General features: G+C 34.2%; 8 protein-coding genes. All 8 read right to left on the minus strand.

Annotated features, from left to right (window positions below; genetic code table 11):
• Positions 1 to 33: 33 nt before the first annotated feature.
• The 8 genes from AA088_RS08865 to AA088_RS08900 all read right to left on the minus strand — a co-directional run bounded on the left by AA088_RS08865 (position 34) and on the right by AA088_RS08900 (position 15,226).
• Complete coding sequence (locus AA088_RS08865; protein ID WP_046744638.1) at positions 34 to 249, minus strand: hypothetical protein; 216 nt, start codon at positions 247 to 249, stop codon at positions 34 to 36.
• Positions 250 to 403: 154 nt separating this feature from the next.
• The gene (locus tag AA088_RS08870; protein WP_162199680.1) at positions 404 to 1,333 is read right to left on the minus strand and encodes a LytTR family DNA-binding domain-containing protein; all 930 of its coding nucleotides are present in this window, start codon (positions 1,331 to 1,333) and stop codon (positions 404 to 406) included.
• A 65-nt stretch (positions 1,334 to 1,398) separates the two neighbouring features.
• Positions 1,399 to 2,937: a YifB family Mg chelatase-like AAA ATPase gene (locus AA088_RS08875; RefSeq protein ID WP_046744640.1), complete on the minus strand. Its 1,539-nt coding sequence runs from the start codon at positions 2,935 to 2,937 to the stop codon at positions 1,399 to 1,401.
• Between the two features lie 174 nt (positions 2,938 to 3,111).
• Positions 3,112 to 6,648 carry a T9SS type A sorting domain-containing protein gene (locus AA088_RS17635; protein ID WP_052752837.1) on the minus strand — a complete coding sequence of 1,179 codons (3,537 nt, stop codon included), beginning with the start codon at positions 6,646 to 6,648 and terminating at the stop codon, positions 3,112 to 3,114.
• A gap of 200 nt (positions 6,649 to 6,848) precedes the next feature.
• Positions 6,849 to 8,153, minus strand: a complete 1,305-nt coding sequence (locus AA088_RS08885) for an ATP-binding protein (RefSeq protein WP_046744641.1) — start codon at positions 8,151 to 8,153, stop codon at positions 6,849 to 6,851.
• A gap of 104 nt (positions 8,154 to 8,257) precedes the next feature.
• Positions 8,258 to 9,607, minus strand: coding sequence for a hypothetical protein (locus tag AA088_RS08890; RefSeq protein WP_046744642.1), 1,350 nt, complete (start codon positions 9,605 to 9,607; stop codon positions 8,258 to 8,260).
• A 44-nt stretch (positions 9,608 to 9,651) separates the two neighbouring features.
• On the minus strand, positions 9,652 to 13,545 hold the full coding sequence (locus AA088_RS08895; RefSeq protein WP_046744643.1) for a phage tail protein: 3,894 nt from the start codon (positions 13,543 to 13,545) through the stop codon (positions 9,652 to 9,654).
• A 28-nt stretch (positions 13,546 to 13,573) separates the two neighbouring features.
• Positions 13,574 to 15,226 (minus strand): contractile injection system tape measure protein, encoded by a 1,653-nt coding sequence (locus tag AA088_RS08900; RefSeq protein ID WP_046744644.1) that lies wholly within the window; start codon positions 15,224 to 15,226, stop codon positions 13,574 to 13,576.
• Positions 15,227 to 15,233: the final 7 nt, after the last annotated feature.

Here is a 15,233-nt window from a genome sequence, read left to right on the forward strand (position 1 = left end):
ACGCTCGCTTTCAATGTAAATCGTTAAACTTGGTTAACAAATGAAGCAAGAAACATTACACCAAACATATACGCTACTTGCACATTGGTTATTTTGAGTGGCACAATTATTATTTGTTAATGGTGCACAAACTGGGCAACCTGAAGCAACATTCGTTCCAACAGGCACTGGATTTCCCCCATTTACTTTTTCAAGGTTAGACACAGCACTTTTGTTCAGCGCTAATTTGCTAATTTTCTTTTTTTTCATGATTGAAAATTTTAAGTGGTTATTGATTAATTATTGAGTTTATTTCATACCAGCACTAAGTAAGGTCTGGTTGAAAAACACGTTCAATATTAGCCTGTTTTCAAGTGATTTGAAAAAAAATGTGACGAATGTATATGCTTTTGTGACGAATGAGTTAGGAGTATTTTTCATCATTTTTTAAATAGGAAAGAATGGCTTTTGCATAGCTTTTACTTACTGGTATTTTTTCATCAACCAACTGTAAATGAAGTAATAAACGCTGAGAATTTCCATGATATTTTTGAACCTTAGAAAGGTTTACATAGTATTTACGATGGCATTTTTTGATAAAATCATACTTTTTTAAACAATGAGCGATGTAACTTAAAGACGCTCTTAGTAATTGGGCTTTATGAATACCTTCTATGTAAACTTCAACATAGTTTCCTGAAGCCTTAATGTATTGAATTTTTGAAATTTCAGTTTCTATGGTTTGATTAATCACAGGAGATTTTAAAACAATTGTTGAAGGCAATTTTTGCTGAACAATTTCTGTTTTCTTTGAGACATGGGATACTGATTTACTTTGGACAGACTGATATACATACCGTTCATCTAATAGAATAGTGATTATAAATAAAGGAATAGCAATGCTTATAGACCTAGGAATTGTAATTAGAACATAATAACTGGTTTCAACTTCTCCAACATCCATCAGTAATCGATGATAAACCGTTCCCGTAAAACCCGCAATGCTTAAGATAGCAATTAGTAACAGCCAATGATGATAATTTTGCCATGGACGCTTTTTACTTGCAAATCCTAACTTTTTGAATAATAACCAATACAATGAGTAAATTACCACTGCCGTATTTATTCCGTACCCTAATTGAATAATCCGAATAGGAATGTTATATTTTGGAGTTGCTAAATAATTATCATACGGATCAAAAATGTACACAAAAATTGTCAATGCTATACCAATAACCATTGATAGTTTTAAGTAATACTTTTGATCATTAATAAGTATGTATTTTTTTTGAAAGTAGGTTTTTAAGTTTTCCAGTATCACATTTCTTACGTAAAAGGCGACATTAATGTACAAATTTGTTTCTTTTTACACCAAATTAATCTCAATTTTTATCCTTTTACCTTTATGAAAATGATATTTTAACCCAACCAACCTTCTCTGTCCAAGCTTCGATACTGAATAGCTTCTGCGATGTGATTGGGTGAAATGTCTGTTTCTTGAGCTAAATCGGCAATAGTTCTGGCAACTTTTAAAATTCTGTCGTACGCTCTTGCGGATAAACTCAATCGTTCCATAGCATTTTTCAGTAAATTCAAAGCTTCTTTGTCTAATTTACAATACTCCCGAATTTGCTTCGTGTTCATTTGTGCATTGTAATGTAAGATTTCTGAGTTTTTGAAACGATATGTTTGAATTTCTCTAGCTTTTATAACTCGCTCACGAATAATTGCACTTGTTTCGCCTTTGCGCTCTTCCGAAAGTTTTTCAAAAGGAACAGGTGTGACTTCTATATGAATGTCAATTCTATCTAGCAAAGGTCCTGAAATTTTTCCCATATACCGTTGCATTTCCATTGGAGAAGACGATATGGGCGAATTTGGATCATTGAAAAAACCGCTTGGACTCGGATTCATACTAGCAACCAACATGAAACTGCTTGGATACGTTATGGTAAATCGCGCTCTGGAAATCGTTACTTCTCGGTCTTCTAAAGGTTGTCGCATGACTTCTAAGACACTGCGCTTGAATTCTGGCAATTCATCCAAAAATAATACGCCATTATGTGCTAAGGATATTTCTCCTGGTTGCGGATAACTGCCGCCACCAACTAAAGCAACGTCAGAAATGGTATGATGTGGATTTCGAAAAGGTCTCTCTGCAATCAATCCAGATTTTTCTTTTATGTTTCCAACTACCGAATGAATTTTAGTAGTTTCTAATGCTTCATGAAGTGTTAATGGAGGAAGAATTGAAGGTAGGCGCTTGGCTAACATTGTTTTTCCTGAACCTGGTGGTCCAATTAAAATAATATTATGTCCGCCAGCTGCTGCAATTTCCATACAACGTTTGATGCTTTCTTGTCCTTTTACATCAGAAAAATCAAATTCTGGTGAGGAAGCACTTTTTAAGAACTCTGCACGTGTGTCAATAATTGTGGGTTCTAGTGGTTCATTTTTGTCAAAAAAATCAATGACTTGCTTGATATTATTTACTCCATAAACTTCTAAATTATTAACAACCGCCGCTTCTTTTGCATTTTGTTCTGGTAATATGAATCCAGTAAAACCTTCTTCGCGTGCTTTTATAGCAATTGGAAGAACTCCATTGATAGGTTGTAATCCTCCATCTAAAGAAAGTTCGCCCATTATTAAATACTTTTCGATATTTTCTGATTGAATTTGATTGGAAGCTGCCAAAATTCCCAAAGCTAATGTCAAATCATATGCACTGCCTTCTTTTCGTAAATCGGCAGGAGCCATATTAATCGTAATTTTTTTTCCTGGAATTTTGTAACCATTATTTTGCAAGGCAGAAGCAATACGATAGTTGCTTTCACGAATGGCATTATCGGGCAAACCTACCAAATGATACCCAATTCCTTTGGCAATGTTTACTTCTACAGTAATGGTAGTTGCTTCAATTCCAAATACGGCACTTCCATAGACTTTTTTGAGCATATCAGTATGACTTTTTCATAAAGCTATGCTATTATTCTAAAAATTAGCTGAATTATTTAATAAGCGTCAAAATTATTGTGTAAGCGTTGTGATTTTTTTGTGAGTGATGGTTTTCAACAAAAAAACCTCAATTTTAGATGAAAATTGAGGTTTAAATTACTTCTTATTTATTTTTTAATGTTTAATGAGTTTTTGTGTCAATGTACCTGAACTCGTTTCTATTTTGACAAAATACATACCTGTTGAGAGATTATTTATATCTAATTGATATTCAGTTGAAGAACTAGATAGCAATTGAGTTTTTAATTCTCTACCGTTCATATCAACTATCATTATATTTTGAATAGAAAACTTACTTTTTATAATTACTTTTTCTTTTGCAGGATTTGGATACATTGAAATAGCATTTTTATCGAATTCTGTGACAGATAATGTTTCAACGATTTCTGTACTCGCAGTATTTGTTATTATTGCTGGATTAAAATCGAAATAGATTTCTGCAACAGCATCGACAATATCCCCAATAGCAACTGTGTTTTTGGGTTTTATTTTAAATGTGATATATCCGTGAGAGTTTGGTTCGTCATTGGTACTATCTGGTAAGTTGATATTTTTGAATATAAAGCTTACGTTATTCCCATCTATTATTTCAACTCTTCCTTGATGACTAAGGCTTTCTAGTTGTATTGTTGTCCAATCTAGCTTATTGTCTAACACATGATCCACACGAACATTGGTGGCACTTGCTGTTCCTGTATTTTGAAAGCGAATAATGTAGTGCAAATATTTGTCAATATCATCAATTAAAATTCTATCGCCTTCTAAAACTGCAATATCATTTGGATCATAGGAACCTATTACAGTTTGATTAAGCGTAAATATATTGTCTTCTGGAGTTGCGTCTGCTGTTGTTGGATTAATAGTAACAGTAGTAGTCAGAGTATCATCTATATTAGTTACAGGTGGAGTAAATACGTTGAAATTCAAGTCTATGGTTCTGATTTCAAAAGGATTCAAATTTGAATAATTAAATGTAAGCGTGTTGGCTGTTTGTGCCGCTACTGTTTGACTCGCATTTAAGAATTGAATTTTACTGTTGTCGAATTGAAAGGTAACATCTCCGCTCAATTGTGTAGTTCCTATATTTCTGTAAACTATTTGATATGTTGTATCAAAACCTGGTCTCGGGTCTTCAATTGATGGATATACCGTAATGACTAAATCATTAACACTTGTTGATGTTGTTAAACAAAAGTCAACAGTATCTGTATTTCCTTGTCCAGTAAAGCTAGTTGTATGTGTAACAGGAGTGGAAGTATAGTAACTAGGCAGTGACATAATTGTAGTTGTGAAAGCTCCGTCATTTACCGGAATTTGAAAAGAACCATTTGTTGTAAAAGTCGAGAATTCATTGATTCCATTTGTTGAGCCTACCAACACGTTAGATACGAATATATCATTTGTATCACAGCCATCAGCATTTTCATCTAAAATAACTGTTCCGTTGATTTCATTTCCAAGTTCTCCTAAATTGTTGAACCAAACTAGTTTTTTGCTTCCAGTCAAAGCTCCTAAAACATCTAAATCGTTGTCATTATCGATATCTGCACATATTACTGAACTTACAGAATTAGCTGTTGATGAGATGATTTGTCCTGAACTAAAACTCCCAAGTCCATTTAGATTTTCGTATAAAACAATTTGATTACTTCCAAAACAAGCAGATAATACATCAATGTCCCCATCGCTGTCTACATCTGCTGTGTAAACATTTGTCGCTTCACTTGCCGTTGTAGAAATAATTTGTTGTGGTCCAAAAGCACCTTGTCCATCTGTATTTTCGTACCATGCAATTTTATCATCATTTGATGACGAAGAAACTACATCTAAATCACCATCATTATCAAAGTCGGCAGCACGAGCAGCAGTAGCTATTGTCGCCTGCGTAGTAATTATTTGTCTTGGACCAAAGGTTCCTTGTCCATCTATATTTTCAAACCATGCCACCATATTGTTAAATCTCGATATTGAAATGATGTCTTTATCTCCATCATTATCAATATCTCCCGAATGGATTGACAATACATAGTTTATAGTTGTACTAATAACTTGAGAAGTGCCAAAATTTCCTAAACCATCTACGTTTTCATACCAAACTAGTCTGTTATATCTTCCAACAAAAACATCTTTATCTCCGTCATTATCAATATCATCTGCATACACAGTAAATGTATTTGCTCCAATTCCTATTGTTTGTGGAGCACCAAAAGTTCCTAGTCCATCTATATTTTCAAACCAACGAGTAACTCCGTCTGTTACTGAGGCTGATAATATATCCATGTCTCCGTCTCCATCTAAATCATCTGCAAAAACACTGTAAGCACCAGGAGCACTCATTGTTAATGCGCGTTGTAGATTAAAGCTTCCATTTTCGTTCTCAAACCAAGCTATTTTTCCATCTGCCGAAGAGGCGGATATAACATCCATATCGCCATCACCATCTAAATCAGCACTAAAGATTGATCTTGGTTCATCTACATCTAGCGGCATTACAATTCCAGATGCAAAACTTCCCTGTCCATCAATATTTCGGTAAAAGATTACTTCGTCTCTATTAATATTAGCTGCAACGATATCTATATTTCCATCATTATCAATATCTTCTGCGACAACACTTCTAAAACCTTGTATGTTTGAAATTGATATTGCACTACTAAAAGATCCTTGTCCATCCGTATTTTTCGCCCAACCAACATTATTAGTAAAAGTTTGATTGGTCCACGTAACATCTAAATCTCCATCACTATCAATATCTTTTACAGCTACTGAATAGGCAAAATTAGAGGAAGCAATAACTTGTGCTGAGCCAAAGTTGCCATTACCATCTAGGTTTTCATACCAAACAATATCATTGTAGCGAGATGCTGCAATCATGTCATTATCTCCATCACCATCTATATCCCCAGATACTACAGCATAAGCAAAACTCAATGTATCAATTACTTGTTCTGGTCCGAAACTTCCTTGTCCGTCCATATTTTTATACCATGCTATTTTGTCATCATTTGGAGAAGCAGATAAAACGTCTATAAATCCGTCACCATCAACATCCGCTGCATAAACCGAATTGGCATAATCTGCATTTGTACTTATAATTTGCTGGACACCAAATAATCCCTGTCCATCTATATTTTCATACCATGCTATTTTATCATCAAACCAAGACGCCGATAATACGTCCATGTCTCCATCGTTATCAATATCTGCAGAAAATACAGCACTTGCCCCATAAACATTTGTAGAGATAATTTGTTGCGCTCCAAAATTTCCTTGTCCATCAATATTTTCATACCAAGCAATTTTATCATCGCCAGAAGAAGCTGAAATTACATCTATATCGCCATCGCCGTCAATGTCAGTTGCAAATATTGTTGATGAATGATATGTTCCTTCATTTAGATTTGTTATTTCTGTAGTAATAATTCGAAGGGAAGAAAAACTATCTACATTTCCTAAATTTTCATGCCATCCAATTTCATTTCGGTTATTGGAAATGATATCCATATCACCATCGCCATCCAAATCAGCTACGAATGTGGATTGTATTTGATGTAAACTTACATCAGAAATAAAATTTTCTTCAAATCCAATTTGAGCGATACTGTACTTTGCAATAAATAATAAAAAGATTAAGGGTAATTTTTTTGTCATTAAATATGATTTTTTCTATTTGAATAGTAATTGACTACTTAATAAATTATTTTCATACAAGTATACTAAAATCAGAGTATTTTAGATAGCGTCAGTAAGTTATTTTATAAAAAATCGAAGTTATCACAAAAACCAATCATTGATTTAGTGACTTTAATAGTAGAATATTTTCGTATTAGTAAGTAGATTTTATGTGATTCTTATACCATTCTTCCTTCTTTGATGAATTCTCTCTGAATGGATTGAGTTAGAATGTCATTAGTGAGTTGTGTCCCGCCTTCCGCTAAGACTTGCAAACAGGCATATTGCACAATGTTGACAATGTTTGCGCCTGTAACTTCGTGTGTTTCTGCAATTTTCTGAATATCTAGTTCTTCACTCATAAAGGCAGCAGGAATGTTTTTTTGCCATAATTCAATGCGTTCTGGCACTCCAGGATTTTCAAAGTCAATAATGGATTGAAACCTTCTGGTAAAGGCTTTGTCAATATTACTTCGATAGTTAGAAGCCAAAATCACTAATCCAGAGTGAGATTCTATTCGTTGTAGTAAAAAGGATACTTCTTGATTGGCATATTTGTCATGTGCATCCCGTACGCCAGTACGTTTTCCAAAAATGGCGTCTGCTTCATCAAAGAAAAGAATCCAATCTTTGTTTTTGGCTTTGTTGAAGAGTTGTGAAAGGTTTTTTTCGGTTTCTCCAATGTATTTTGAGATTACGAGTGAAAGATCAATTCGATACACATCTTTTCCTGTATGTTTTCCCATTAAGCTTGCAGTGAGTGTTTTTCCAACACCTGGCGCACCAAAAAACATGACTTTATAACCAGGTTTGATTTTTCCACTCATATTGAATTCATTTAGCAATCGATTGTTATGTTCCATCCATACCAACACATTGTTGATTTCTTTTTGTGTTTTTTCATTCAATACCAGATCGTCCCATTCTAATTCGGTTTCTAACAGTTCTGCTGGAAAATCTTGGCTAAGTTTGGGTTTGGAAACTGCACCGTATACAAAGAGTTCTACATATTCTATATCTAATAATAAAGCGCCACTAATTTTCGGTTCGCCTTCAGGCACATTTCCTAAACTAAGAATAGAGTTTTTGTAAAAAACATGTTCTTTATTAAAAATTGAAATGATGTGATTTCGTGCACGATAATTATCGCCCACTACAATGAAAATTGCAGTTTCGCCTGTAGGAATGATGCCGCGATATTGTTTTCCTTTTACACCACCAAATTCTGGAAAATCGCTTCCATCTGGAAAGAACTCAGAAAGAATATTCGTTAAAAAGCCAGGCGCAATATAAGGAAGCATGGATATCAATAAAATTAATATCTCAAAGATTTGAAAATTGTTTTCAGTCACAAATTTTGAGAATTCTGAGTCGTCATTGGCAAAGTCAAAGGTTGGGAATTGAATTTCTTCATCACTTCCAGAGATATTTACCAAACGGAATCGTACGGCTTGTTTGATGTATGCTATAAGTTCGGTTGTCATTTTTTAGTAATTTTTGCTTTTGCAATCATTGTTTTCCATAAAATAAACGGATTTGTGTGTTTTATAAAAGAGTGTTTTTCCTTTTTAATGTTCTGTTTTTAAATTCAATCCATACGCATCGTATGTGTTAATTCTGGTTCTTTTCTAAAAACTGTTAGGTACTCTTTTTGTACATGATTTAAAGAGTCTAAAGAAGGAAAATCATTTTTATGTGTATAATAATATTGCCAATGTTTAATTCCTTTTATCTCAAAAAGCGTTTGTATATATTCTTCAAAACTCAGCTCAATGCGCATAGGATCATCATATTGACATAAGTATAAATTATACGATTCATGAACTTTGTCAAATTTTACGCATAAAAAAAGAGTCGGTGTAATGTATTCTAGCACTTTCAAGTTTTGCACTGCTTCCACATACGACGGATCTTCCACTACGAAATTGGACTGCCATACCAAATTTTCACCTGAATGTTCTCCCCAAGTTCTTCGGTATGTTCCGTGTAAACCACCCATTAATTCTTCCAACTTCAATATTCGTGCGTTTCCTTCTATATAGGTTTCTTCATCAAAAAAGTAGGAGAATTCAAATCCATTCATTGTTAAATAGAGTTCTTTTATCTCTTTCGGCAAACTAAAACCTATAACTTGTTCAGATTTTAATAATGATAATATCCCTATGGGTGGATTTTTTTCGATATGTGGAATCATGATGTTTTCATTGTTCACCAATGTGCTTTGAAGCTCATCCCATAACTCTGTATATTTTTCTTCGCTTCTTTTTAATTCTTTTTCTGTTTGCTTATAATTAGAAATTTTTACCTCCTTATTAATCGTTTGGAGTTGGCTTATAAAGAATGTATTGTAAAAGTCTAACGTGTGCTCACTTGTATTTTCTTTGATGAAGTGTGTCCACATATTAAGTCCATAATTATCAAGTACGTAATCCATGTATTGATAAATATCAAGCTTCAAAGGGGTAATTTCACCATTGGGTTCAAATAAGTGTAGACTGTAACTATTGTTTTGCACTGTGAAAAGTGTAAAATATCCTAACCCTAAATCGTCAAAAGGAAAATAGTTGTTTAGTTTTTGTATCGTTTCTTCATTCAAGTTTTCTGGCCAAAAAAAATCTAAATCTTCTTCTCCATGAGCATTTTTAAAATACGTTTTTTTCGCTAATGCATTCTCAATATCTAAAGTTTCAAAATGACCTTTTGCTACCATGTTTTGTCCATCAACTACAAGTTCTTTTGACCAAATTACTCGTTGATGATTGAAGTAATAGTAATACTCTTTTAAGTCTTTGGGCAAGGTAATATTAAACTCTTTTTCATACTTTTCAATGTATTCCATATTTATCCCTTCTCCAGATAGTATGTCAATATCATCTTCTAGGACAAGATTATAAATAGTATTATGCATTGCTTCAAACTTCTCAATATATACTTCCATATTGCATGTAAATTTATATTCTTACTAAAAATACGCTACAAAAATCAAATAGAGATATTGTCATCACCTTTTAGATCGTTTATGATTGTTTCGATTAGTGAATCCGTGAGTAGCGCTGTTCTAGCTCTTCCATTTTTTTCTTTTAATTTTTGCTCTAATTGATCCCAAGTAGTAAATGGTTTAACAGCTTTTATATATTCCATTAACCTTTGTCCATAGGTTGAATTTTTAAAATGACTATTCCCTGATTTAAGCATTTCTGTTCTACCTACAGCTTTCGAGCTGATTTTTATACCACTCGTTGTTGTTGGAGGCGGATCTACTTCAACATATTGTGTTGATAATGCTTTTGGCACTTTAGTCCACTTTGTAGCTCCTGGTTGCGGCGGAATATATACTCCAAATTTGAATAATATTTTATGTGCAAACTCTGTCAAGTTATCATATTCTGGTTTTGGCGGATGGTTTGTGACTACTCTTACATCAACCCAAATTACATTGGGCTGTTTATCTCTAGGCGGTTTATATCGAACTCCTGCTGATTTAGGTATTTCTTTAGCTCTTACCAAATCTTCCGATGATTTCTCAAAACTATGTAGAATAGCGTCTCCTGAATTGATTGAAATAGGCGCTGGCACCCAATTTGCAATTTTTCCTTTACCTCCTATTGAATTGGCAATTAAATGCATTCGTACCCAAGGTTGCCCTTTTACGAATGTCATTTCTGGCGTATCACCAGCGGCGGCTCCACCACCTGTAGCTGTTTTGTGGCTTAATTGGTCTACTTGAGCTCTTTTCTTGCCTCCTGATTTTGTAAATTTCCAATCTGCAGTAGCAGGCGTATCAGCAGCAGATAACCCAACCAAATCAACTAAAAGAACACTAATATCTGTCATTTTTTGAGTGATCTCTCTTTCTACTTTTGAATCTGTATTTTCTGCTTTCCCTGAAACTCCTTGAGTTCTTGTGATTAGTTTGAGTTCACTAACCAATTGTAAAACGCGAGTTTCTTTTGCTTTACGCGGATCGTCGTCTGCCAATTTTAACGAAGCTAAGAAATCTGTCAGTTCTTTAGGATTGCTACTTGCACGCATGAGTTTAGCATTCTTACCTTTTCCTTTAAAGTATAACGTATGTTTCTTTCCGTCGGAAGTTTTGAATTTTTTCTTCTTTTTCCACCATTCTAATACTTTTGAAATAGCGCCTTTTGCTTTTGCTTTTCCTTTTTTCACCAAGCCTTTGAACGCTTTTTTTGCTTTCTTGATGACTTTGTTAATGGCTTTATCAATGCGTTTGCGGATACGCTTGATAATCTTCTGTACTTTGCCTGTAAGGCCAGTGATTCCAACTAAAGCGGCTAAGAAACCGATGAGTATTGGTAGTGTTTTTGCCAAAGCTTTTTCAATAGATTTTGCTAGGGTTTCAATACCACCAGAAGCCAATGCCTTGATTCCATTGATGAAAGCTGTAACAAGTTCAAATATTTGTGCAGCACGTTCTACAAAAAATCGAATAACGTCTATTATGAGCATTGCTGCTTTGACAAAAGCTCCTGCAGGACTTAATAGTCCCATAATCCACTTGATTCCTGCTTCTACTACTTTGGTAATGACCATGTCACGAATGGCATCCATGACCACTTCTTTGAGATCGTTGAATTGTTCTTTGACATGTTCCCACAAGCCTTCTACTCCTTTTTCTTTGACAATTGTAAATACTTCTACAGCTTTTTCCATACCAGCAACCATTGGTTCTCCAAGGAGTTTGACTGCTTTACTTCTAAAGTAATCCCATGTAAGTCCAAGAATTTGCATCACAAGATTAAAAATACCTTTGAGGCTGAATAAATTGTCTGGAATGGTGATACCAACGCCGCCAAGCGAACCTGTCAACCATTCTATTAATCCTGTGATTAAATGTGTTTTGATGTTGGTAAAGAAATATTCAAACCCAAGTTTGATTCCCATGAATAAGTTTTTCAAGAAACCTATCGGATCTGTGATAATTGCGGTAATTGCATCAACTAACGCAGCTATTAACGAGAACAACATATCTTTAATCTTCAAGATTGTTTCTACAATTCCTTTTAAGAAATTGAATGCTGCTTCTAGCCACGACGAACTTACACGTTCTTTGATTTCATCAAACGTTTCACGCAAGCTGTCAACGTTTTCCTTGTATTTACTCGCTAAATCTTGTGCTAATTCCTGCTCTTTAGAAGCTACAGTTTCTTCAAGGTCTGCATATTTGTCATTAAACGTATCCAACGAATCTTTGGCAAGCTCTTTTTGTTTGCTGTCTAAACTTTCATAGAAAACGTTCATTTCTTTTCTACCGTTTTCAATTAAGGTCATTGATTCGTTTAACCCTTTTGCTATGACTCCTGAAATCTTATCAAAGATTTTATCTAACTTGTCGATAAATACTTTTTTCTCCGTTTGGAATACACCTTCCACAGCACCTGCGTTGACATCTTCTCCAGCAAAGAAACTCGCAATACTATCATCAATCGTTGTCCAACCGTAAATGTCGCTCAATTTCTTTTCTACTCGTTTTTCGAATGATTTTTTAGCTTTATCCACTTCGCCACCTTCATCAAAATACGCATCTACATCTGTTGATATTTTGTCCAAACGTTTTCCTACAGCTTCTTTGGTTTTATCATAAATCTTCGTAAACTCTTTGTTGATGCGTTTCTGTTCTTGTTTATCGGCACTTTCATTGGAATTTTGTGCAGACATAACGTCATTGAAGTTGGTTTTACGCGTATTGAACATTGCTCCAAGCTTGTCTTGTCCTCCTTGTTCTGCTTGTGTTCGCGCATCTCCGAGAATAACATTTTCTTTTTTACGATAGGTTTGCGGTGCTTTTTTAGCTTCTTCCTTTGCTTTGTTTTTAGAGTCGAGTGCTTCGGTAAATTTAGGTTCGTTTGCTTTTTGAAGTTGTGTATCTGTAACTTTATTATCTTCCATGTAATCGTCGAGCGAATCGCTTTCTTTTTGCATGGAAATTTCCGTTTTGTGCTTTGGTTTTACCGTTGCAGCCTTTTTATTGATTGGTTTGGGTGTTTTTCCAATATTTTCTGCTGGAATTGGCTTTGCTTCTACCGTTTTTGCTGTACTTTTTGGCGGATTTGGGTCTTTTGCATTGGCTGCTAATGGTCCAGCAAGTTTGTCTTTTTCTTCAGAAACATTACTGTTTACATTATTTTTTACCTTATCAAGTGGTTTTTTCTTTTCAAATTCCTTAGCACTTGCTTCATCTGTTGGCAAATTAGATTCTAAAGTATCTAATTCTTTTTTGAGTGCTTCTTTAAAAGTTTCTTTCGTAAATTTCTTTTTGCTAGCTTCTTTGGAAGTCGCTTCCATGCTTCCATAATGTGCTGCTCTATCGTTTACTTGTTGCTGATCTTGTGCAGGTAACACAGCCGCAGCTTTTACCTCTTCTGCTTTTGTTTCTGATTTTGGGTGTGTTTCCTGTTCTTCTTTGACATTTTTAACATGCTTTATGGTATCTTTAAATGCCTTGTCATTTTCAGGTTTTGTAGGTGTTTTGATTACCTTATACTCTTTTTTTGCAGCTTCTTTGCCTTCTGGAGTTTTTCCTTTTTTGTCTTTACCCTTTTTGTGCTCGTCTTTTTTCTTTTTTCCTGCAACAACATTTTGCTTTCCTTTTGTTGCGATAGTCAAAGGTGTTTTTGATTGTTTTTCCTTAATTTCTGTTCCAGCAGATTTTTTCCCTTTGGATTGTACTGCATCATTTGTTTTGGAAGTCGTTGCAGGTGTTGTTGCTTTTCCAACGATAAACATGTCTGCTTTTTTATCGTCAGTTGCTTTTTGTTCTTTTTTTTGCTTTTTCTTAGGCGCAATGAACGTTCCGGAAGTAGTAGATTTTCCCGAATTTGTATTATTTTTCTTTTGAGCGCGCGCCGTATTCATGTATTTTAGAGAGTATTAGTAGGGTTTGTTACCATTCGATGTGCATAATTTTTTCCATCCATTTGAGTCGGATGAGGCTAATATTCCAAGGTATTTTTTCGAGTAAAATATCTTGCGCAGCGCGTTCAACTTTTAGGTGTATATCATCTTTTGTATACTTTAGCTCACCTTCGCGTTTTAAAAACATATCGCGCAATGTATTGATTGTACTTTTTTTCAAAACCACCCAATGTTGCAATACAGCTTCAAGCAATTCTACACATAGTTTTTTGTCTTGGTCAGATAGCGCTCCTTCATAGTTAATGACTGTTTCTACAGGAATCCCCAACATGATTTTTTCAAGAGAAAGTTCTACATCGGTTACTTCTTCATTTTCGGTTGCCAAATAATGTAACAACACACAAGCCTTTTCTATATGAGTAATTTTGTTTTCTTCTGATACTAATTCAGCTCCTTTCAAGAAAGTAACAAGAAAAGGATGCAATAGAATAAGTCCTGATTTTTCGGTAGTTAACAAAGTATTTGTCATACTTCTAGTTGATTGATATTTTTTTATTTGTTTATTTTCCTCTAGTGATTTTATGGTTTTGTTAGCATGGGAATCAGAAGTGTTGCGTATTTCTTTTAATGAAGATATGCTAGTTGTTTTTTTCTTAATAGAGTTTGATGATTCCGTATTTTTTTGAGTCGCATTTTCCTCTTTTTGCTTTGTTTCATCCTCTATTTTGTCTTTTGCTAATTTTGAGACAATTTCTTCAGATGATACTGCTTTTGTAATAATTTTATCTTCTTTTTTGCTCAATGGCGAGCTAATATCATGAATCGTGATCCCAATAGATGTATTAGATATTTGGATGCTTTTTTTAACCTCATAGCAAATTATTGACTGTACCAATACTTTTAGAATTTGACTCGTGTTTTTTTGTACTATTTGTTTATTCTCTACTTGTACTTTAGAAGTAAGTAACTGAACCCATGTGTTTACAAACTGTTTTAGAGAAGAGCTTTTACCTAATGATATATACCAAATTTTTGCTTCCTCATAAGAATAAGATATTTGGAGAACTTTACACATGGTTTGCATAAATGTTAGGAAGAAACTTTCTTGCAATTGCACATATTGTGAATTGATTTGTTGTGCTGTTTTTACTACTTTAAAAAGTTTTTCATAATCATTTCGCAGTAATGATAGTAACCTCAATGTAGCTTGCGAATCATCTGCTAATAATTCTGTTAGCTTCGTTTTTTCTTCCGCCGAAAATTCATTAATTGTTTGTAACCACTCTTTGAATTTTTTTACAGAGATGTGTTTTGGCAAAATTCCACTAGAAAGATAACTTAGTAAGGCCTCAAAAGGAGAATCTTTGCGAGTAAATTCAGCGATAAGCGTCCCATCAAATGAGCGCCCATCTAACTGAATTTCTTGTAATTGCTGAGTAATTTGTTGAACGATTTCTTTTTGTAGTTCTTCCAAATTCAAACTATTGGTTTCAACAGCTATGTCCAACGTGTCAATAGAACAATCCATATTAGAGAATTTGGCACTCCATTGATCAAATATAACTTCAACTCGAGGCAATAATTGATCCTGAAAAAAGTCAACATAGTATTTTTCCCATGAATTCATGTGGTTATTTGCCTGAATATCAACTTCAAATACGATGTCGTGGATTGTATGCATCTACATT

The organism is Kordia zhangzhouensis, assembly GCF_001005305.1.
Lineage (GTDB): Bacteria > Bacteroidota > Bacteroidia > Flavobacteriales > Flavobacteriaceae > Kordia > Kordia zhangzhouensis.